Below are 21,294 nucleotides of genomic sequence, written 5' to 3' on the forward strand. Positions count from 1 at the left end.
GGCAACACGAAGGGCCCGACGCGGGGTGTTGTGGGCCGGGGGGTTCCAGCGTACGACGACGGTGACGTGGCCGGGGTTGATGCCGACGTACCAGGGGGCTCCGCCCCCTGGACCCCCGGGCCTATGCCCACCCACGGCCCGACTCGGTCAGTCAAAAGGGCACCCTTCAAAGACAAAAACAAACCCGGCGCCGAGAAGTCCCCCGTGACTTCTCGGCGCCGGGTCTCCCCGTGGGCGGTGGCTATTCGGTGGCGATCGCGTTGAGGACGTTCATCCGGCCCGCCCGGAACGCCGGGATCAGGGCCGCGAACAGTCCGACGAACGCCGACCCCACGAAGACCGCGGAGATCGTCCCCCAGGGAATCTCCAGGACCTTCAGCCCCTCCAGTGCGAGGAGCTGCTGGGCGGTCGCCCCCCAGCCCATCCCCAGGCCCAGGCCGAGCAGCGCTCCGAAGAGGGCGATCACGACCGACTCCATGCGGATCATCCGGCGGAGCTGCCGACGGGACATCCCGATCGCCCGCATCAGACCGATCTCCCTGGTGCGCTCGACGACCGACAGGGCCAGCGTGTTCACCACACCCAGGACCGCCACGATGATCGCGAGGGCGAGCAGGCCGTAGACCATGTTCAGGAGCTGGCCGATCTGGTCCTTCAGTTCCTGCTTGTAGTCGGTCTGGTCGCGCACCTGGTACTGCGGGTAGGGCTCCATGGCCTTCTTCAGGGCCGCGTACGCCTGCTTCTCCTGGCCGTCCTTGGCCTTGGCGAACATGATCTCGTTCGGCGGGACCTTGTTCGCGGGGAGGTACTTCTGCATCGTGGCGATGCTGGTGTACCGCGCCCCCTGGTCGATGGCCACGTCGTCGTCCGTGATGGCCGCGACCTTGAGCTTCGCCGTCGAGCCGCCCTTGAAGGCGACGCTGATCGTGTCGCCGACGTGGACGCCGTGCTTCTTGGCGTACTTCGAGCCGACGGACATCGCGTTGGTGCCGTAGGCGGCGGACAGTTCGCCGGCCGTGGTGGCGCGGCGCAGGTCCTGGGCGTAGGACGGGTCGGCGGCGGTGATGCCGTCGGTGTCCTTCTGGCCGTCGGGGGAGGTGAGGGTGGCGTCGAGGTCCTTGTAGCGGGTGACGTGGACGAGGTCGGGTGCCTGTTCCATCGCCTTCTCCGCCTGCGGGACGATCCGCTGGTTGCCCTGGACGATGAAGTCGGCGCCGACGGACTTGTCCAGCTCGCTCGTCGCCGAGGCGACCATCGAGGAGCCGACCACCGACAGGCAGGCGACCAGCGCGAGGCCGATCATCAGGGCCGCACCCGTAGCACCCGTACGCCTGGGGTTGCGGAGCGCGTTGCGTTCGGCCAGGCGCCCCACCGGCCCGAAGGCCCGCAGAAGTACGACACTGATGACCCGTACGACCCCGTTGGCCAGCAGCGGGCCGATGATCACGAAGCCGATCAGCGAGAGCACGACACCCGCGCCGAGGACCAGCGAACCGTCCGTCGCCTTCTTCGCGGTGGCCGCCGCGAAGAGCGCGGCAGCACCCGCACCGGTCAGCACCAGGCCGATCAGACCCCGTACCCAGCCGGCCTTGCCGTCGGCCGGCGTACCGGCGTCGCGCAGGGCGGCCATCGGGGAGACCTTGCCGGCGCGGCGGGCCGGGAGGTAGGCGGCGAGGACGGTGACGATCACACCGAGGAGCAGGCCGAGCACCGGAGTGGTCCACTTGACGGTCAGATCCCGGGTCGACAGGTCCATGCCCGCCGCGCTCATCAGCTTCATCAGGCCGACGGCGATGCCGACACCGGCGCCGACACCGAGGATCGAGCCGACGATCCCGAGCAGGGTCGCCTCGACCAGCACCGAGCGGTTGACCTGCTTGCGGGAGGAGCCGATCGCCCTCATCAGGCCGATCTCGCGGGTCCGTTGGGCGACCAGCATCGAGAAGGTGTTGATGATCAGGAAGATGCCCACCAGGAACGCGATCCCGGCGAAGCCGAGCATGGCGTACTTGATGACGTTCATGAACTGGCCGACGCCCTGACGGTTCTCGTCGGCGTTCTCCTTGGCCGTCTGGATCTTGTACGTCCCCGTAGCGGCGAGGGTCTGGGCCACGTTCTGCTTGAGCTGGGTGTCGGAGACACCGCTCGCAGCCGTCACGCCGATCTGGGTGAACCGGCCGGTGGCGCCGAGGAGTTCGCGCTGCGCGGTGGCGGTGTCGAAGTAGACGACGGCCGCACCGGGGTTGGTCACCTTGAAGGTGGCGATGCCGACGATCCGCGCGGTGAAGTCACCGGTCTGCGAGATGGTGCGCAGCGAGTCGCCCAGCTTGAGGTGGTGCTTGTCGGCGGTGTCGGCGTCGACCATGGTCTCGGTCGGGCCGCGCGGGGCGTGTCCGGAGGTGATCTCCATCGAACGCAGGTCGTTCTTCGTCCAGTTGCCCGCGATGGTGGGCGCGCCGGTCGAGGACCCCATGTTCTTGTTGGCGCTGTTCACGACGGTCACGTTCATCGAACTGACGGCGCCCTCAACGGACTTGACGCCCGAGGCCTTCGCCGTCTGCGCGAGCACGGAGGCCGGCAGCGACTCGGGCAGTCCGTTCTGCGGGGTGCTGCCGTCCGCCTTGGCCGCCTTCGGCAGGACCGTCACGTCGGACGCGGTGGCCGCGAAGAGCTTGTCGAAGGTCGTGTTCATCGTGTCGGTGAACACCAGCGTGCCGCACACGAACGCCACCGACAGCAGGACGGCTATCGCCGAGAGCGCCATTCGCCCCTTGTGCGCGAAGAAGTTGCGCATCGAGGTCTTCATGACAGTCATGACGTACGCCCCCGCGCGTCGAAGTCCTTCATGCGGTCGAGGACGGCGTCGGCGGTCGGCTTGAACATCTCGTCCACGATCCGGCCGTCCGCGAGATACAGCACACGGTCCGCGTACGAGGCGGCCACCGGGTCGTGCGTGACCATCACGATGGTCTGGCCGAGATCGTCGACGGAGCGGCGCAGGAAGCCCAACACCTCCGCTCCCGCACGGGAGTCGAGGTTCCCGGTCGGCTCGTCACCGAAGATGATCTCGGGCCGGGCCGCCAACGCCCTTGCCACGGCGACGCGTTGCTGCTGACCGCCGGAGAGCTGGTTGGGCCGGTGCTTGAGCCGGCTCGACAGCCCGACGGTCTCCACGACCTGAGCCAGCCACCCCTTGTCGGGTTTGCGGCCGGCTATGTCCATGGGGAGGGTGATGTTCTCCAGCGCGTTCAGCGTCGGCAGCAGGTTGTACGCCTGGAAGATGAACCCGATCCGGTCCCGGCGCAGTTGGGTGAGCTTCTTGTCCTTGAGGCCGGTGATCTCGGTCTCGTCGAGGTAGATCTGCCCGGACGTCACGGTGTCGAGCCCGGCGAGGCAGTGCATGAGCGTGGACTTGCCGGACCCCGAGGGGCCCATGATCGCGGTGAACTGGCCGCGGGCGATGTCCACGTCGACATGGTCGAGGGCGACGACGCGGGTCTCCCCGGCCCCGTACGCCTTGACGACCTGCCGCGCTCGCGCGGCAACGGCCGTACGCCCTCCAGTGCCCCCGTGCCTGGGAATGGTCACAGCCGATGTCACGGTATGTCTCCTAAGTCGGTCGGCAGACGAGCGTGCCGGTGTCCGGTCGATGCGTTTCAACTGGTTACGACGATGAGTCTGGCGGCGGGAGGGGGTCCGGCGCGCTGGTGCTCAGCGCAGTCTTTCCCGGGGGAAAACCCCACCCCCGGCGGTTCGGTCCCCCGCCCCCCAGCGGCATAAAGCCAGGTTAAGGACGACCCCTGGTCCGTCTCCTCCTCCGCCGGGACGAACCGTCCCCGGGTCGTAGTGGGGAGGCCCCCCTAGGGGATCTCCACCGCCGGGTGGAGTCGATCTCGGGGTCCGGTCCACCCACCGGCCCGTCCAGGTTTCCCCCTGACGCGACGTGAGGGTCAAGTGGGAGAGTGTCGTCCGGCAGATAGATGCAGGGGGAAGGAATCCGCGTGGGCAACACGGAAGCCGCGATACGTGAGGCCACTCAGGGAAGCGCGCCGGAAAGGCGGGGAGCCGTCGTAGCGGCCCTGATGCTCGCGATGGCGCTGGCCGCCCTCGACTCCACCATCGTCTCCACGGCCGTACCGCAGATCGTCGGCGACCTCGGCGGCTTCTCCGTCTTCTCCTGGCTCTTCTCCGGCTATCTGCTCGCGGTGACGGTCACCCTCCCCGTCTACGGCAAGCTCTCCGACACCTTCGGCCGCAAGCCGGTGCTGATCACGGGCGCGGCGGTCTTCCTCGCCGGTTCGCTGCTGTGCTCGGCGGCCTGGAGCATGGGCGCGCTGATCGCGTTCCGCGTCGTTCAGGGCCTGGGCGGCGGGGCGTTGCAGGGCACGGTCCAGACCCTGGCCGCCGACCTGTACCCGCTCAGCGAACGCCCCAAGATCCAGTCGAAGTTGTCCACGGTGTGGGCGGTGTCGGCGGTCGCGGGCCCGGGAGTGGGCGGACTGCTCGCGGCATACGCCGGCTGGCGCTGGATCTTCCTCGTCAACCTCCCTGTCGGAGCAGTGGCGTTGTGGCTGATCGTCCGCCACCTCCACGAACCACAACGCACCCGCGACTCCCGTCCGCGCGTCGACTGGGCGGGCGCGCTGGCCGTGTTCGCGTGCGGCGGCGTCCTGATCACGGCCCTCGTGCAGGGCGGAGTCGCCTGGCCCTGGCTCTCGCCGCCCTCAATCGCCTTGTTCGGTACGGGACTTGCGCTGGCCGGAGTCGTCGTGGCGATCGAACGCCGGGCCGCGGAGCCGATCATCCCCGGGTGGGTGTGGCGCCGCCGTACGATCGCGGCCGTCAACCTGGCCCTGGGCGCACTGGGGTTGCTCATGGTGGCGCCGAGCGTGTTCCTGCCGACGTACGCGCAGTCGGTGCTCGGCCTGGCCCCGGTGGCAGCCGGATTCGTGCTCTCCGTATGGACGTTGAGCTGGCCGGTGTCGGCGGCACTCAGCCAGCACGTGTACCGGCGGATCGGTTTCCGCAACACGGCGATGCTGGGGATCGGGACGGCGACACTGATCCTCTTCGCGTTCCCCTTCCTCCCGTACCCGGGCGCGGCCTGGCAGCCGATGCTCCTGATGCTGCTCCTCGGCGCGGCCCTCGGCCTCTTCCAACTCCCCCTGATCGTCGGGGTGCAGTCCACGGTCGGCTGGGAGGAGCGGGGCGTGACGACCGCGTCCGTCCTCTTCTGCCGCCAGACCGGCCAGACGATCGGCGCGTCGGTCTTCGGGGCTGTGGCCAACGGGGTGTTGGCATCGCGGCTGGGCGGGGCGAGCGATCTGGACTCGGTGACACGGGGGTTGGACGGGGGCGCGGTGCCGGAGGCCACACGCCGGGCGATCGCGGACGCGGTGCACGCGGTGTACATCGGCGCGGGGTGTGCCGCCGGGGTGGCCTTCCTGGTGCTGCTGTTTCTGGCGCCTCGGCGGTTTCCGGTGCTGAAGGAATGAGACCGGGGCGGGGAGGAACCGCTTTCAGACAAGCACCGCGACGAAGAGCCACACCGCGCCGCCGAACAGCAGGAAGGTGGTGATCATGGTCTTGACGTAGCCGTCACCGCGAAAGCCGGCGACTTCGATCCGCCCGGGCCTGACGGGGTCGTAGAGCACCCTGACCTTGCCGTCCGGGAAGGCCTCCGGCCCTGGCGGAAACGTCTTGAAGTGAGGCGACTCGGCGATGATCTGATCCCCGTCCGGAGGTGTGAAGGCCACGACGAGACAGAAGCGCGCCCCGCCCTCACCGTCTTCGTCCTCCCGCACCCGGACCAGCTCGGCCTCGATCCACTCCCCCCGGGCACGCAGCCGGAACTTGCGCCAGGCGTTCACGGCCGCGCCCACGGCGACGCTCCCCAGCACAAGACATGCGAAGCCGCCCAAGGCCTGTTCCCACCCCATGTGCCGGAGCCTACAAGGGAGTTGCGGCGCAACCGGCGCACCGCGACGCCCCCGCCCCGTCAAGCGGCCCGAAGAACAGACTCGGCACGGCCAACCCTCAAGGTCAGCCCCCGGTTGACACCGCAAGCGCATACCAACCGCCCACTTCACCGAAAAGCACCCACACCACCCAACCGGCGAGTAACATGCGTGACCCGCTCCGCCCAACTCCCTGCGGTCCGCCGCCACGGACCCGAGCCACGCAAGGAGCACGGGATGTCCTACGACCCGTACCCTCCGCATGATTCATCCGCCCCGCACGACCCGTACGACCCGCACAACTCGCATGACTCGCACGGCCCGTACCCGTACGACCCCGACCTCCCGCACGGTTCGCACGCCCCGTCCCCGTACGACCCCTACCCGTCGCATGGTTCGCACGCCCCACCCCCGTACAACCCCTACGACCCGTACGACCGGCGCGCCCCGCACACCCCGACCCCGCCCCGCCTCACCTACCCCTGGCAGCCACCCCCGCCTCCACCCGAACGCCGTCGCCCGCCCCGGCGTCCCGCCCTCGGCAACCACCGTGATCTGCGCGTCCTGCGCGGCGCGTACCGGCGGCAGCGGCGCGTGGCGTCGCTCACCGCGCTCGGCTACTTCTGCCTGTTCCTGACCCTGTCCGCGTTCGCGCCCCCGCTGATGTCGAGCACCGTCGTCGCCGGTGTGCCCACCGGGCTGCTGCTCGCGCTGGTCCAACTGCCCGTCACCTGGCTGGCGATAGCGCTCTACGAGCACACGGCCGCGCGACGCGTGGACCCCCTCGCCGACCGCATCCGCAAGCAGGCCGAACTCGACGCCAGACGGGAGGCGGCACGATGACCGGGTTCCACGATTCCGCCCCCCAGACCATGTCCCTCGTCGCCTTCACCACCGTCGCCACCCTCACACTCCTGCTGTGCGTGATGACGGGACCCGACCGCGACGACCTCGACGAGTTCTACACGGGGTACGGCTCCCTCTCGCCGTTGCGCAACGGCCTTGCCATAGCGGGGGATTACATCTCCGCGGCGAGTGTGCTGGGCACGGGCGGGGTGATCGCCCTGTACGGCTACGACGGGGTGGTGCTCGCGCTGAGCACGGCGCTGTCGCTGGTGCTGCTGATGTTCCTGCTGGCCGAACCGCTGCGCAACGCGGGCCGGTTCACGATGGGCGACGCGTTCGCCCGCAGGATGCCGGGGCGTTCCGTGCGGATGGTCGCCTGCATCGTCACCATCGCGGCACTGCTGCCGCTGATGCTGGTCCAACTCGCGGGCGCGGGCCAGTTGTTGGCGTTCATCCTCGGCTTCTCCGGCGACTCGCTCCAGACCGGCTGCATCATCGGCCTGGGCGTGCTGATGATCAGCTACGCGGCGATCGGCGGCATGAAGGGCACCGCCCTCATCCAGATCCTGAAGATCGTGATGCTGCTCGGTTCGGGAGCCGTGATCGCCGTACTGATACTGAACCGCTTCCACTGGGACCTGGGCGCCTTCTTCGACACGGCGGCGCGGCGGAGCGGGGTCGGAACGGCCTTCCTGCACTCGGGACTTGAGTTCGCCGGAGGACCGAGTCCCCGGCTGGACATGATCAGTTCGCAGCTGACCGTCGTCCTGGGCGGCGCGTGCCTCCCGCACATCACGATGCGCATGTACACCGCGTCGAGCGCCCGGCAGGTGCGGAGGTCGATGTCGTGGGCGGTGTCGAGCGTGGCGCTGTTCGTGGTGATCGTGACGGTCGTCGGGTTCGGTGCCACGGCGCTGCTCGGGCGGGCGGCGATCGCGCGGGCCGATGCGCAGGGCAACACGGCGTATCTGCTGGGCTCGCGGGCGGTGTTCGGGGCGGACGTGTCGACGGCGGAGACCCTGCTGTTCACGGCCGTCACCACAGCCGTGTTCCTGACCCTGCTCGCCTCGGTCGCCGGGATGATCCTCGCCTGCGCCAACTCCCTTGCCCACGACGTCTTCGCGGCCCGCGTCGAGGAGATGCCGGTCCGCCGCGAGATGACGCTGGCCCGCTACTCGGCGCTGGCGGTGGGCGTCCCGGCGATCGTGCTGGCGACGCTGGTCCAGCACCGGGGCCTGCAACCCCTGGTCACCCTGTCCTTCTGTCTGGGCGCCTCGGCCATAGCGCCCGCCCTCGTCTACAGCCTCTTCTGGCGCCGCTACACGCGAACGGGCCTGCTCAGCACGCTCATCGGCGGCACGCTCGGCGTACTGCTGCTGATGCCGGGCACCAACCTGGTCTCCGGCTCGCCGGCCGCGGCCTTCCCGGGCGCCGACTTCAACTGGTTCCCGTTCACCACCACCGGGCTCGTCACCATCCCGCTCGGCTTCGCCTGCGGCTGGCTCGGCACGGTCGCCTCGGGGCGGAAGAAGGAGGACGAACAGCGCAGGCGGTACGAGGCGATGGAGGGCTGGATCCTGGCGGGCGCGGTGCGCAGGGGCGAAGGGTGACCGGCACACAGGGATGATGACCGACGAAAAAGCTTCGCATGACTGGCGTCATAGCCGTGCATGACTCGTTCTTTGCCACACCACCACCACGACTCCCGCCGTTCACCGCTCCTTCTCAGACTCTGCACGTCCGAGCGTGAAGGTCCCTGCATTTCAGCGGGAGTTGAACATGAGCCACGGCCACAGTCACGGCGACCACGGTCACCACCACCATCACCACCACGGGGACGAGGCCGCCGGCTCGCTGCCGCCGGCCCTCGACACCTCCGTCCCCGACGAGGAGTTGACGCCCAGCCAGCTCTCCCGGCGGGGCATGCTGCGCCGAACCGGCCTGCTGGGCGCGGGACTTGCGGCGGGCAGCGTGCTCGCCGGCGCGGGGGAGGCAGCCGCGTCGGTGCAGCAGAGCCCGGCCAAGTCGTCGAAGGGCAACGGCGGTTACCTGTGGCTGGCCGGCGACCACCACATCCACACCCAGTACAGCAGCGACGCCAAGTACCGCGTCATCGACCACGTACGCCAGGCGAACGCGCACGGCCTGGACTGGATGGTCATCACCGACCACGGCAGTGTCACGCACGCCAAGATCGGTGTGGAGAAGGTCAATCCGGACATCGTCGACGCCCGTGACAAGACCGACGACACCCTCGTCTTCCAGGGCCTGGAGTGGAACATCCCGGGCGCCGAGCACGGCACCGTGTTCGTGCACCCCGGCGCCAACGAGGTAGCCGTACTCAAGGAGTTCGAGAACTCCTTCGACGGCAGCGTCAACAACGCGAGCGGCAACTCCCCCGCCAACGAGGCCCTCGCCATCGCGGGCGTCAACTTCCTCGCCGACCAGGTCCGCCGCCGCAAGGTCAAGGACGCGCTGTTCCTCGCCAACCACCCGGCACGCAAGGGCATCGACTCCCCGCACGAGATCCGCGGCTGGCGCGACGCGCAGCCCACGATCGCCGTCGGCATGGAGGGCGCCCCCGGCCACCAGGCGGGCGGCATCCCCAAGCCGAACGGCCCGGGCAGCGGACGCGGCATCTACGACAACAGCCCCGGCGCCGACTCCTTCCCCGGTTACCCGCTGGAGAGTTACCGCACCTGGGGCGGCTTCGACTGGATGACGGCCACGGTCGGCGGCCTGTGGGACAGCCTCCTCGCCGAGGGCAAGCCCTGGTGGATCACCGCCAACTCCGACTCCCACAACGTGTACGCGGACACCGCCGTACGCGGCCCGGGCGGCGACTTCAACGCCAACGGCCGCTACAACGACCCCGTCTACGGCACCGGCATCAGCCTCACCGACACCGACTTCTGGCCCGGCCAGTACTCTCGCACGCACGTCGGCGCGGCCTCCTTCTCGTACAAGGCGGTCATGGACGGCATCCGCGCGGGCCGCGTCTGGGTCGACCACGGCGGCCTGATCAGCGGCCTCGACGCCCGCCTCGCCTCCGGTGGCCGCGAGGTCACCCTCGGCGGCGCGCTGCACGTCCGCCGCGGCGCCCAGGTCGACCTGGTCATCCGCATCAGCCTGTCCAACGGCCCCAACTGGGCCCAGTTCCAGCCCTCGTTGGCCCGCGTCGACGTCATCCAGGGCGATGTGACAGGCCCGGTCGCGGACAAGGACACCTTCTCCACCCCCACCACGAAGGTCGTCAAGTCCTTCGAGGTGGACAAGTCCACCGGCACCGTCCGCCTCACGTACTCCCTCGGCCGCCTCGACAAGCCGGTCTACGTCCGCCTCCGCGGCACCGACGGCAACCGCTCCGCCGTCGGCCTCAACGGCGCTGCCGTAGACCCCGTAGGACCCGCGATGGACGTCCTCGGCGACGCCGACCCGTGGAAGGACCTCTGGTTCTACTCCAACCCGATGTGGGTCCTGCCCGCATGAGCACGTCCTACGACCCGTCCGGGGGGCCCCCCCCCCCCCGGGGGGGCCCCCCCCCCCCCCCCCCCCCCCCCGCCCCCCCCCACAAAACCCCCCCCCCCCCCCCCCCCCCCCCCCCCCCCCCGGCCCGCCCGCGCCCCCCCCCCCAACCCCCCCCCCCATTTTGAGTTCCGGTCTGGTTTACCACGCCGGGGGGGGGGGGGGCGCCCCCGCGGCCCGCCCCCCCCCCCCCGCCGCCCCCCCCCCCCGGGGCGGGGGGGCCCCCCCCGGCACGACGACCCTCCGCGAGGCCGACCACCTCATCCGCGACCTCGCCTCCACCCTCGCGCTCCCCCCGGGGACGGTCGCGTGCACCCACCTGATCCGCACGGACGCGCGCCGCGGGACGGCCGTGTCGCTGGAGTTCCCGGACCGCGAATCGGCCACGACCGCATGGCGACACCTCACGGAGTCCGAACCGCCCCAGGGCGACCGGGAAGCCGCCGCCCAGGCGGCCGCCGACCACACGGCCCGCCGCTCGGGCCGGGCGGTTCTGTTCCCCGGCGCGGAACACCTCACGGGGACGGTCACCGTGGCCGACGTGCTGGAACGGACGGCGATCGACCGGGTGCTCGTGGTCGGCGCCACTGCCGGCGAGCCCCCGGCCCCTGCAACCCCCGTACACACTCAGGACCACGTACGACCGGAATGGCGCGACGGCGAACTGGTACTGGCCCTGGTCCCGGCAGTGGGCAACGCCCTTGCTCCCTTCGAGGTCCCCAACCCGACACCCTGTTGCTCCGACCACACCAACTAACCCAGGGGCACGGGGCTGTGTCGATTTGCGGCTCCGCCGCGTGGGCGCGACCAGCCCCCACCAGCCCGCAGCCAAATCACTCAGCCGGCGCCCGCCCCGTAAGCGCAGTCAAACTGCTCCGCACATGATCCATATGCGCCTGCACGTCGTCCCACGTCTCCCCGTGCTCGCGCAGCACCCGCTCGGTGTCGCGGGCGATCCGCTCCGCCCGCACCCGCGCCTCCGCGACCACCTCGGCAGCCCGCTCCGCCGCCTCCTCCTGCCGCCGCCGGTCCGACAACTCGGCCTCGGTGTAGGCCTGTTCCGCCTCGGCCAGCGCCGCCTCCGCACGAGCCACCCGCTCCGCGCACTCCGCGTCCACGGCAGCCACCCGCTCCTCCGCGGAGCGCTCCGCCTCGGCCCACCGCTCGGCGTGCTCCTTGGCCTGCTCGCCCAGCATCGCGGCGGTGCGCTGCCGTACCTCGCGCAACGCGGCGAGCGCCTCCGTGCGCCCCTCCTTCACCTCGCGCCGGGCGCCGATCCGGATGTCGTCGGCCTCGGCGCGGGCCGCGAGGAGCCGCTGCCGGGCACGTTCCTCCACCTCCGCGCGGAGCGCGTCCGCGTGTTCCCGGGCCTCCTGAAGCACACCGGCGGCGCGCGCCTCGGCCCGCGCGACCTCTTCACGCGCCGAACTCCGCGCGAACTCCCGTACTGCGGCGGCCTCTTCCTCCCCCAGCCGGAACAGCCGCTGCGCCCGCTCGCCGAGCGTCTCGTACGTCTGCGGGGCGAGCCGCGCCACCGTCTCGCGCAGCCGCTCGGCCTCCGCCTCCATGTCCCTGGCCAGTACGGTCAACCGCGCGGCCCGCTCCCACGCGGCGTCCCGGTGCCGCGAGAGCCCTGCCGCGTACGCGTCCACCTGGGCGGGGCGGTAGCCGCGCCCCCGTACTGCCACGAAGCCACGTGGCGACACCGATGCGCTGCTCATCCTGGAACCCCTCTCCACCCGACGGACACGAAATGATGATTTCGCGCATATCTTGATGTATCGGGCATAAGGGTTCATAACGCGACACTCCGGGTGCGGGTCACGGGCATCGCCCACACAAAAGGGCCGGGGGCGGGGGGGGGCCCCCGCCCCCCCCCCCCCCACGCCCGGGTCTCCGGGGCCGCCGCGCAACAACCCCGGCCCCCAAAGGGCCCGCCCCCCCCAGCCCCCCCGCTCCCCCCCCCCCCCCCCCCCCCCCCCCCCCCCCCCCCCCCCCCCGGCCCCCCCCCCCCCCCCCCCCCCCCCCCCCCCCCCCTCCTCTACGGCCTGTTCAGCGGGCCGACGTCACAACAACCCGTCCCACATCTGCTCCAGCAGCACCGACCACCAGCTCTCCGGCGAACCCAGCGCCGCCGGGTCCAGCGAGGCCAGCTGCGCCTGGAAGTCGACGGTCCAACGGCCCGCCTGCTCCTGGTTGAGCCCGTACCGCAGTCGCCACATCCGGCCGAGCAGCGCCAGACAGCGCGCGAACTCGGGCAGCCCCGTGTTCACGAACTGCGGCGGTACGGAAGCACCGCCCGGACCCGCCTCCACGGGCACCGCGACGATGTTCGCCGTGCCGTACTGGACGCAGATCGCCTTGCCGAAGTCGCTGCCCATGACGAGATAGGAGCCCGCGTCGGCGGACGGCCGCACCCCGCGCTCCTGCGCGAGTTCGGCCAACGTCGGTACCGGGCGCCCCGGTTGGGCCTGCGCCCAGAAGAACGGACCCATGTCCATCGGCAGCCCCGCCGCGACCAGCGTGTGCGCCACGACCGGCGGCACGCCCTGCCGCGACACCGCCGCCTGCTCGAACCGGAACACCCCCGGCCCGAACGCGCCCGCCAACTCCTGCGCGATCGCCTCCGGCGGGACCGGCGGCGTCGGCTGCACCTGCGGCAACGGCGCCCGCACCGGGGCGAGTCGAGCCGGCCCGTCCGCCACCTGGTGCAACTCACCCTGGTGCGCGATGAGTTCACGCATCCCCTGCTGCCGACTGGCGTGATCCGTGCCGTACGGCGCGATGCTCGCGATCCGCGCCTGCGGCCACTGCTCGCGGATCATCCGCGCGCAGTACGCGCCCGGCAACTCGCAGGACTCCAACTCCGTGTGCAGTTCGAGGACTTGGTCCGGCGGGATGTTCAGGCCGCGCAGCTCGTGGAAGATCTGCCACTCCGGGTGCGGCGTCCCCGGCGCGGACCGCCGGATCACCTGCTGCTCGGACCCGTCCGGCGCGCGGTACCGCAACACGGCCTGATAACCCGGTCCCACGGTCGGCTGCCCCTGCTGCGGATAACCGTAGGCGGGCTGCTGCTGACCGGGGAACGGCTGCCCGGGTGCCTGCTGTCCCGGGGGCGGCATCGCACCCGGCGGCATCGGCTGCGGCGGAGCCCCCGGAGGCATCCCCGGAGCACCCAACGCACCGGGCGCGCCCGGGAATTGCGGCGCCGGAGGCGCACCGGGTCCACCCGCGGGCGGCCCGGCCAACATGGTCTCCGCACGATGCACGCCACCGGGAGCACCGCCCTGCGGGGCGGAAGCGCCGGGGGCACCAGGCGTACCGGGGGTACCCGGGTTGTACGGCGGCGGAGGCGTGCCGGGGGCCTGCGGCTGCTGCGCGGCGCCGGGCGCACCGGGCGGCTTGGGCGCACCGGGGACACCCAGCGGCTGCTGGCCACCCGACCCCCCGAGCCCACCCGGCCCGGGGTCGGCGAACACCGTCGCGGCATGGTGAACCCCACCAGGAGGCGGCCCCCCGGGACTGTCCGACCCACCGGGAGCACCCGGAGCACCCGGAGCACCCGGAGCACCCGGACCGGCGAGCCCCTCCGGACCGAGCCCCGAAACCATCTGCGTCGGCACATACCCGCCCGCCGGCGCCGGAGGGGGCGGCGGCGGCCCGGCAGGCGTACCGCCCGCTCGCGCGCCCGGCGTCCCCGGGGCACCCGGCGGAGGCGGCGGGTTCGACCCGCCGCTCCGCGCCCGGCGCGGCGGAGGCGCCGCCTTGCTGGTGGCCGCGTCGGCGATGTCCCCGGCGTTGGGCGCGAGCGCCCGCCCCGGCGCACCGGGACTCCCAGGAGCGTGCGGCACGTTGCCGGCACCGTCCGCCCCCTGGGGATACCCGTAGGCCGACGGCCCCGCCCCAGGTCCACCCTGCGGACCACCGGAGGGCGACGCACCAGGACCACCCGAACCCTGCGGATGCCCATAGGCCGACGAACCCACCCCGGGCCCACCCTGCGGACCACCGGAAGGCGACACCCCAGGACCACCCGGAGCACCCCCCGGACCACCGGGCCCCTGGGGATACCCGTACGACGACGGAGCAGGCGCCCCCTGCGGACCGGGCCCACCCGGAGCCTGAGCCGCACCGGAACCCTGGGGATACCCGTACGACGACGGAGGCGGCGTACCGCCGACACCACCAGGGCCACCGACACCACCAGGGCCACCGACGCCACCAGGGCCACCGATGCCGCCGGGTCCACCACCCTGCCCCGGCCCCGAACTCCCCGCTCCCCCACGAGGGTTGGCGTCATCCAGCGCCCGTGCGACTGCCGTGGGCGGGAGTTGGCTGCCGCCGGACATCAGCGCGGTCTCGGCGTCGGCCGGGGTCTCGTCCTCGCGCTGCTCGCTCAGCGGCGGTGCGAACACGGTCGCGGGCAGGGGTACCGAACGGTCCTCGCCCGGATCCGCGTTGGTGTCGGTCCCCGCCCACGGCGTGGCCCCGGCCGGCACAGCGGGCGCACCCGGCGCCTCGGCACCGCCACCGGCATCCGGCCAGGCGGAAGCGGCAGGCACCCCGGCGTGAGTCTCCGGCAGCGCACCCGAACGCGAACCCGCCATCGGACCCGCCATCGGACCCGCCATCGGACCCGCCGGCGAGGGCGAAGCCGAGCCCGAACCCCCAACACCCGCCCCTGCCCCCGGAGTTCCGGCCCCCCGGCGATCCTGAATCCCGATCTTGTCCGCCGCCTCCTGCAACCACTCCGGCGGACTCAGCAGGAACGACGTCTGGTTGAGGTCCACCCGCGCGGGAGCGGCGGGCACCGCGTCGGCGACCTCCTCCGGGCGGCCGTACTCCTCCTCGTAGCGGCGGATGACCTCGCCCACCGGCAGGGCGGGCCACAGGGTGGCCTCGCCGCTGTCGCGGGCGAGGACGAGGCGCTGCCCGCCACCGTCCGAACGCGGCCCGTCGGCGCGGTCCTCGGCCCAGGCCACGAAGCCGAGTTCGAACTCGCGCACCCGCACCTCGCGGTGCTGGTACGAGGGCACGTCCCCGTTGATCCATTCCTCGGCGCGCTCCTGCGCCTGTGCGAAAGTCACCATCGTCGCGCTCACTCCCCCACCGCGGCGGCCGAAGGCACCGGTACAGATCGTGCGAACCCGCCGTCCACCATCAGGTTCGCCACCGTCTCCAACTCCGGCGGATTTCCCGCGAGTCGGCCCAGGAACTGATCGAAGTCGCCCCCGGCGGGCAGCAGCAGCCGCTCCACCCGGTCGGCCGGTGCCCAGGACGGATCGACGTCGCGGGCGTCGTCGTAGGCGCAGAACCACACCGAACCGAGCCCCGCACCCTTCACCTTCACCGCGAGCAGGCCGCCCTGGACGAAGCCGACGGCGAGGTAGTCCTTGGTGAGGTGGTCGCGGAGGCATTTGTTGACGTAGACGAGGTCGTTGACAGCCGCCTCGTCGCGCACTGTGAAGAACGGCTGGTCGATCAACAACCCCAACTCGGCGTCCAGCGCGGTGCCGATGGGCGCGCTCCCGCCGGCCGCCTTGAGGAACGACCGGTAGGCGCCCGGGAGTCGGTAGCCGAGGTCCTCCTCGACACCCTGCACCTGCGCCTCGGTCACCGCGAGCGAGGACTTCGGCAGACCGAAGTGCGCGGGGCGGGTCTCCTGGAGCGGGCGGGTGCCGCGCTTGTCGTGGTCGACGCCCGCCGTGGCGATCCCGCCATGATGCCGGAGCAGCGCCTTGACCTCGACGGGGACGAGTTCGAGGCGCCGGGTGCCGACCACGTGGTGCCAGGTCCAGCCGTGCGGGGTGGCCACCGCGGGCACCGTGTCCCACAACTGGTGCCCGGCTGCCGCCAGTGCCGCGTTCGCCGACACATAGTCGGTCAGGCGCAGTTCGTCGACCCCGAAGCCCTCCGGGGGCTCGGCGATCTCGGCCGCCGCGCGCGCGTACGGCGAGAAGTCGGGGTAGCCGCGCTCGTCCATCCGCACCCCTCTCGGGTGACGGGCCGCCCGGACCGGATCCGGGAAGTGCACGACCTGCCCGGCGTAGGCCGCGTTCGGTGGCGCGGCTTGTTGCCCGAGCCGACCTGTCGTCATGGCGGTTGCCCCCTGCGGCATTCAGTACGATTCACAGCAGGCGCATGTCCAACTCGCCCCACTGTGCCCCGTATCGACTGTCTCGTCTTCTTGACGTCTTCGTTCGACTGTCTCCACGCGTCGACCGCGTGGATCGCGGTGCGGACAGCCTATGCGGTACGGCGGCACGGGTCACCGGCAGCAGTAGCCGACCCCCCTCACCGGACCTTCACTTCCGTGACCTGCCGTCACCCCGCCGTGACAGCCCGCCGAAGCCCTGGCGTGTCGCACCGCCCCAGCTACCGCACCCGCCACGGCATTTGGCACTCTGAGACCCGCCGGGGGATGCTCGGGAGGGGATGACGATCATGAACGCGACGCAGACGGGACCGCACACCGGGGCGTCCGGCGACCCCAGGGTCGGCTGGAGCGCCACCGAGGGACGGCATGTGCCCGCCCTCAACCACCGCCGCGACGGCATACTTCCGACCGTCGCAGCCGCCCTCTCCGTGCGCGGCGCGACCACCCTCACCGGCACCGCAGCCCGCGGCGACCAGCCACCCACCCTGCACCCACTGGTACAGGACTTCCTCGACACCCTCACCAGCGCCCAGCGCGACCGTTTCACCGGCCGCTGCGCCGAGGCGATCCTGATCTCCCGCCACATCGCCGCCGCCGACGCCGAGCGCAGCAGGCGCGCCGCGCGCAAGCCGATGACCAACGGCGAGGCCCGCAAGACCCTCAAGCAGGCCAAGCTCACCGCCCGCCGCATCCGCGAGGACGGCGACCCCCTGCACGGCAGCTTCGCCGCCCCCTGCCGGGCCTGCGCAGCCCTCAGCGCCCACTTCGGCGTCCGCATCGTGGACCCCGCAACGGAGAACAGCTGACCCCCACCCCCGCCCAACACCACTCAGCACCACGGCACCACCGTCCCCGCCGCCGACGATCGAAGGGCAGATGCACCCCGACCGCCACTCCCACTCCTCCACGCGCTTTTCCGTACCCGTCGACGCCGCCCTGCGCGCCGCCGGCTGGCAGCCCGGCCGCTGGGACATAAAGCAGGCCGAGATCTGGGCGGACACCCTGCGCGACCACACCTCGCCCGCGGGCCACCAGCACGCCGTGTTCCCGGCAGCGGTGGAGGCGTGGGCCGAGTTCGGCGGCCTGCGCATCGCACCCACCGGCCCCGGCCGCCAGATCGCCCCCGCCGCACTCCACCTGGACCCGCTGTACGGCCTCCACATGGCCCGCACGCTCGGCGACCTGGGCCGCGCCCTGGACACCGACGTCAGCCCCCTGGGCGAGGAGCCCGACACCCAGTCCCTCCTGGCCATCGACGCCGAGGGCCGCGTCTACGCCCTCGACCACACCGGCGACTGGTACCTGGGCCAAGACATCGACCAGGCCCTGACCGCCCTGGTCTCGGGCATGGAGCCGGTACGCCTCACGGCGGGCTGAGCCGACCGGACGGCAGACGACCGGTGGACACCCCGGATCGGCCGCCGCCCGCGTACGGCGCGAAGGTGCCGTGTCGGGGGGTGTCCGCCCGCAGCGGTTGACGCGTCAACACCCCCGCAATCTTGCGAGACCGATTCCGCGCCGTTCCGAGGACGGACACCCCCCGGCGCGGCACCGACCCACACCCAACGCAGGGCGAAAGCCCACCCTCAGACAGCCGGAATAACCGCCGAAACCCGAAACCCACCGGCGTCCGTGGGCCCAGAAACAAACACCCCGCCCAACGCGATTACCCGCTCCCGCATCCCGACCAGACCGTTCCCCCCGGACGGCAGCCGAGCCGCCGAGGCGGACGCGGGCTCGGGCGGCGGCTCGTTCTCGACCTGCATAGCGATCTCCGACACCCGATGCGCGAGCCGTACATGCGTCTTCGCACCGGCCGCGTGCTTGTGGACGTTCGTCAACGCCTCCTGCACCACCCGATACGCGGTCTGCTCGATCTCAGCCGCGTACGACCGGGTCTCGCCCTCCACCGACAGATCGACGGCCATCCCGGCCGCCGCGGACTGCCCGAGCAACTCGTCCACGTCCGACAGACACGGCCCGTCGCCCCCACCCTCGTCGTCCACGACCCGCGAGGCCGCCGCCGCGGCAGCCACCCCCACCGCGACCAACGGCACGGCGGCCCGCCCCCTACTGCCCACCCCGTCCCCGCTCCGCAACACCCCGAGCATCTCCCGCAACTCGGTCAACGCCTGCCGCCCCATGTCCCCCACGAGCGCCGCGTTCTTGACGGCCTTCTCGGGATCCTTCCGCGCGACCGCCTGCAAGGCAGCCGCATGCACGACCATCAGACTCACCCGGTGCGCCACGACGTCGTGCATCTCCCGCGCGATCCGGGTCCGCTCCTCACCCCGCGCCCACTCGGCCCGCTCCTCGGCCCGCTCCGCGAGGAGCTGCAACTCCCGCTCCAGGCTGTCGGCCCGCTCCCGAAGGCTCTCCATCAGCCGCCGCCGAGCCCCGACATACATCCCGAGCAGCACAGGCGGCGCGGTCATCCCGACCGCGATGGTGATGGAGGCGAACGGCACGAACCAGTCGCCGAGTTCCCAGGTCCCGCGCTGGGTGTCCTGCTTCACCCGCACGAACATGACGATCAGCATGCCGAGGAAGGACATCCCGGCCAGCGACCCGATGATCCGGCGCGGCAGCTCCGACGCGGCGAGCGTGTAGAGCCCGACAATGCCCATCAGGTAGCCCATCTGGGCCGGAGTAATAGCAATGGACACGAGCACAACGGCGATCGGCCACTTCCGCCGCACGACCAGCATCGACCCGGCCAGCACACCGAACACGACACCCACGGCGGCCGGAACCCCCGCGTCGCGCGCGAACCGAACCCCCTCCGCCCCGCACTCCGCCGCGGAGCCGGCGGCAAGCCCCACGTCGAGTACCGCACTACGCCACCTGGTCCACCACCACGGCCCTCCCCGGCCCGTGGTGTGCTCTTCCCCCGTCGTGGTCATGCCTCCAGCCTACGGGCGCAGGGCCCCGCTTTTCCGTCGAGTTTCGACGAGTTGCCTACACCACTGCGCGTAATCGAACAATGACGAACCCGATCACCGCGGAGAAGTACCGTCGCACGGAAGCCATTGCGTACGGCATAGTGTTTGTTGCCCACTCGGCGACCAGACGAAATGTCCGGTCCAAACGAGCGTGATCCCCCGTGGTGTAATTGGCAGCACCGTGGCTTTTGGTGCCATTTGTCCGGGTTCGAGTCCTGGCGGGGGAGCAGAAACCGAGCACCAACTGAGCACCAACCGAACAACCTCCACCCCCAACACCCCACTTCGGGCCCTGACAGCACTGTCAGGGCCCACTCTCATGTCCCCCATGAAACGCCCCGGTATCCTGCGAATGTCCACCCCCCAGCATTCCGAAGCCGAAGGGCATACCCGTGAGCGCCATTCGCCCGGCAGCCGTCGTCGTACTCGCAGCGGGTGAGGGCACCCGTATGAAGTCGGCCACACCGAAGGTCCTGCACGAGATCTGTGGCCGCACCCTTGTCGGTCATGTGCTGGCCGCCGCCCGCGAGTTGGAGCCGGAGAACCTGGTCGTCGTCGTGGGGCACGCCCGCGAGAAGGTGACCGCGCACCTCGGCGAGACGGACCCCGGAGTGCGCACCGCGGTCCAGGCGGAGCAGAACGGCACCGGGCACGCCGTACGGATGGCGCTGGAAGAACTCGGAACCATCGACGGAACGATCGTCGTAGTCTGCGGCGACACCCCCCTCCTCCGCGGCGCGACCCTGCGCGAACTCACCGCGAACCACACCACCGACGGCAACGCGGTGACCGTCCTGACCGCCGAGGTCCCGGACGCCACCGGCTACGGCCGGATCGTGCGCGACGGCGCCTCCGGCGCGGTGACCGCGATCGTCGAGCACAAGGACGCCTCCGACTCCCAACGCACGATCCGTGAGATCAACTCCGGAGTCTTCGCGTTCGACGGCCGGCTGCTCGCCGACGCCCTCGGCAAGGTGCGCACCGACAACAGCCAGGGCGAGGAGTACCTCACGGACGTGCTCGGCATCCTGCGCGAGGCCGGGCACCGCGTCGGCGCCTCCGTAGCGGGCGACCACCGCGAGATCGCCGGCATCAACAACCGCGTGCAGCTCTCCGAGGCCCGCCGCATCCTCAACGACCGGCTGCTGACCGAGGCCATGCTCGGCGGAGTCACCGTCATCGACCCGGCGACGACCTGGATCGACGTCGAGGTCACCTTCGGCCAGGACGCGACCGTCCACCCCGGCACCCAGCTGCACGGCACCACGCACATCGGCGAGGGCGCCGAGGTCGGCCCCAACACCCGCCTGACGGACACCGTCGTCGACACGGGCGCCCGCGTCGACAACACCGTCGCCGTCAGCTCGCACATCGGCCCGCAGGCCTCCGTCGGGCCGTACGCCTACCTCCGTCCCGGCACCCGCCTGGGCACGAAGGGCAAGATCGGGACGTACGTCGAGACGAAGAACGCGACGATCGGCGAGGGCACGAAGATCCCGCACCTCTCCTATGTCGGGGACGCGACGATCGGCGAGTACAGCAACATCGGTGCCGCCAGCGTCTTCGTCAACTACGACGGACAGGCCAAACATCACACCACCATCGGGTCGCACTGCCGTACAGGGTCGGACAATATGTTTGTGGCACCTGTCACGGTCGGGGACGGCGCGTACACCGCCGCCGGCTCCGTGATCACGAAGGACGTACCGCCCGGTTCGCTGGCCGTGGCCCGTGGCCAGCAGCGGAATATCGAGGGTTGGGTGGCCCGCAAGCGCCCGGGAAGCGCTGCGGCGAAGGCCGCGGAAACCGCTTCCCGCCAGGACGAGAACGAAGACTGACCGGAAACGGGTGCGTCGAACACGGCGTA

General features: G+C 71.4%; 15 protein-coding genes and 1 tRNA gene. 9 read left to right on the forward strand and 7 right to left on the reverse strand.

Features of this window, described 5'->3' with window-relative positions; genetic code table 11:
- Nucleotides 1-241: 241 nt before the first annotated feature.
- Complete coding sequence (locus ACIBJH_RS03820) at nucleotides 242-2,815, reverse strand: ABC transporter permease (protein WP_399115211.1); 2,574 nt, start codon at nucleotides 2,813-2,815, stop codon at nucleotides 242-244.
- Entirely contained in the window at nucleotides 2,812-3,600 is a 789-nt protein-coding gene (locus ACIBJH_RS03825; RefSeq protein WP_026178212.1) for an ABC transporter ATP-binding protein, read from the reverse strand. The genes ACIBJH_RS03820 and ACIBJH_RS03825 overlap by 4 nt, the downstream gene beginning before the upstream one ends.
- A gap of 380 nt (nucleotides 3,601-3,980) precedes the next feature.
- Between ACIBJH_RS03825 and ACIBJH_RS03830 the strand changes: the two genes are divergently transcribed.
- Nucleotides 3,981-5,495, forward strand: coding sequence for an MFS transporter (locus tag ACIBJH_RS03830; RefSeq protein ID WP_399115212.1), 1,515 nt, complete (start codon nucleotides 3,981-3,983; stop codon nucleotides 5,493-5,495).
- A 24-nt stretch (nucleotides 5,496-5,519) separates the two neighbouring features.
- Here ACIBJH_RS03830 and ACIBJH_RS03835 read toward each other — a convergent pair whose 3' ends face one another.
- The gene (locus ACIBJH_RS03835) at nucleotides 5,520-5,939 is read right to left on the reverse strand and encodes a DUF3592 domain-containing protein (protein WP_399115213.1); all 420 of its coding nucleotides are present in this window, start codon (nucleotides 5,937-5,939) and stop codon (nucleotides 5,520-5,522) included.
- Nucleotides 5,940-6,194: 255 nt separating this feature from the next.
- On the opposite strand from ACIBJH_RS03835, the gene ACIBJH_RS03840 reads away from it, so the two are divergent.
- From ACIBJH_RS03840 to ACIBJH_RS03855, 4 genes are all read left to right on the forward strand, one after another.
- The gene (locus ACIBJH_RS03840) at nucleotides 6,195-6,800 is read left to right on the forward strand and encodes a DUF485 domain-containing protein (RefSeq protein ID WP_399115214.1); all 606 of its coding nucleotides are present in this window, start codon (nucleotides 6,195-6,197) and stop codon (nucleotides 6,798-6,800) included.
- Nucleotides 6,797-8,413, forward strand: coding sequence for a cation acetate symporter (locus ACIBJH_RS03845; protein WP_399115215.1), 1,617 nt, complete (start codon nucleotides 6,797-6,799; stop codon nucleotides 8,411-8,413). Before ACIBJH_RS03840 ends, ACIBJH_RS03845 begins: the two co-directional genes overlap by 4 nt.
- Nucleotides 8,414-8,582: 169 nt before the next feature.
- Complete coding sequence (locus ACIBJH_RS03850) at nucleotides 8,583-10,292, forward strand: PHP domain-containing protein (protein ID WP_399115216.1); 1,710 nt, start codon at nucleotides 8,583-8,585, stop codon at nucleotides 10,290-10,292.
- A 172-nt stretch (nucleotides 10,293-10,464) separates the two neighbouring features.
- Nucleotides 10,465-11,085, forward strand: a complete 621-nt coding sequence (locus ACIBJH_RS03855; protein WP_399115596.1) for a hypothetical protein — start codon at nucleotides 10,465-10,467, stop codon at nucleotides 11,083-11,085.
- 76 nt (nucleotides 11,086-11,161) lie between these two features.
- Here the strand turns inward: ACIBJH_RS03855 and ACIBJH_RS03860 are convergent, their stop codons facing one another.
- The 3 genes from ACIBJH_RS03860 to ACIBJH_RS03870 form a co-directional block, all read right to left on the reverse strand.
- Nucleotides 11,162-12,049 carry a cellulose-binding protein gene (locus tag ACIBJH_RS03860; protein WP_399115217.1) on the reverse strand — a complete coding sequence of 296 codons (888 nt, stop codon included), beginning with the start codon at nucleotides 12,047-12,049 and terminating at the stop codon, nucleotides 11,162-11,164.
- 345 nt (nucleotides 12,050-12,394) lie between these two features.
- Nucleotides 12,395-15,418 (reverse strand): SUKH-4 family immunity protein, encoded by a 3,024-nt coding sequence (locus ACIBJH_RS03865; protein WP_399115218.1) that lies wholly within the window; start codon nucleotides 15,416-15,418, stop codon nucleotides 12,395-12,397.
- 8 nt (nucleotides 15,419-15,426) lie between these two features.
- Complete coding sequence (locus ACIBJH_RS03870; RefSeq protein WP_399115219.1) at nucleotides 15,427-16,425, reverse strand: SMI1/KNR4 family protein; 999 nt, start codon at nucleotides 16,423-16,425, stop codon at nucleotides 15,427-15,429.
- Between the two features lie 338 nt (nucleotides 16,426-16,763).
- Here ACIBJH_RS03870 and ACIBJH_RS03875 point away from each other — a divergent pair, with 338 nt between their 5' ends.
- Both ACIBJH_RS03875 and ACIBJH_RS03880 read left to right on the forward strand, forming a co-directional pair.
- Nucleotides 16,764-17,291 carry a YwqJ-related putative deaminase gene (locus ACIBJH_RS03875; protein ID WP_399115220.1) on the forward strand — a complete coding sequence of 176 codons (528 nt, stop codon included), beginning with the start codon at nucleotides 16,764-16,766 and terminating at the stop codon, nucleotides 17,289-17,291.
- Between the two features lie 70 nt (nucleotides 17,292-17,361).
- Nucleotides 17,362-17,862, forward strand: a complete 501-nt coding sequence (locus tag ACIBJH_RS03880; RefSeq protein WP_399115221.1) for an SUKH-3 domain-containing protein — start codon at nucleotides 17,362-17,364, stop codon at nucleotides 17,860-17,862.
- 209 nt (nucleotides 17,863-18,071) lie between these two features.
- On the opposite strand, the gene ACIBJH_RS03885 is transcribed toward ACIBJH_RS03880, so the two are convergent.
- Nucleotides 18,072-19,388, reverse strand: coding sequence for a sensor histidine kinase (locus ACIBJH_RS03885; RefSeq protein ID WP_399115222.1), 1,317 nt, complete (start codon nucleotides 19,386-19,388; stop codon nucleotides 18,072-18,074).
- Nucleotides 19,389-19,582: 194 nt separating this feature from the next.
- Between ACIBJH_RS03885 and ACIBJH_RS03890 the strand changes: the two genes are divergently transcribed.
- A tRNA-Gln gene (locus ACIBJH_RS03890) sits at nucleotides 19,583-19,654 on the forward strand.
- A gap of 165 nt (nucleotides 19,655-19,819) precedes the next feature.
- Nucleotides 19,820-21,265 (forward strand): bifunctional UDP-N-acetylglucosamine diphosphorylase/glucosamine-1-phosphate N-acetyltransferase GlmU, encoded by a 1,446-nt coding sequence (gene glmU / locus ACIBJH_RS03895; protein WP_399115223.1) that lies wholly within the window; start codon nucleotides 19,820-19,822, stop codon nucleotides 21,263-21,265.
- The last annotated feature ends 29 nt before the right edge of the window (nucleotides 21,266-21,294 follow it).

The sequence above is a fragment of the Streptomyces sp. NPDC050548 genome (genome assembly GCF_044457385.1).
In the GTDB taxonomy this organism is placed as follows: Bacteria; Actinomycetota; Actinomycetes; order Streptomycetales; family Streptomycetaceae; genus Streptomyces.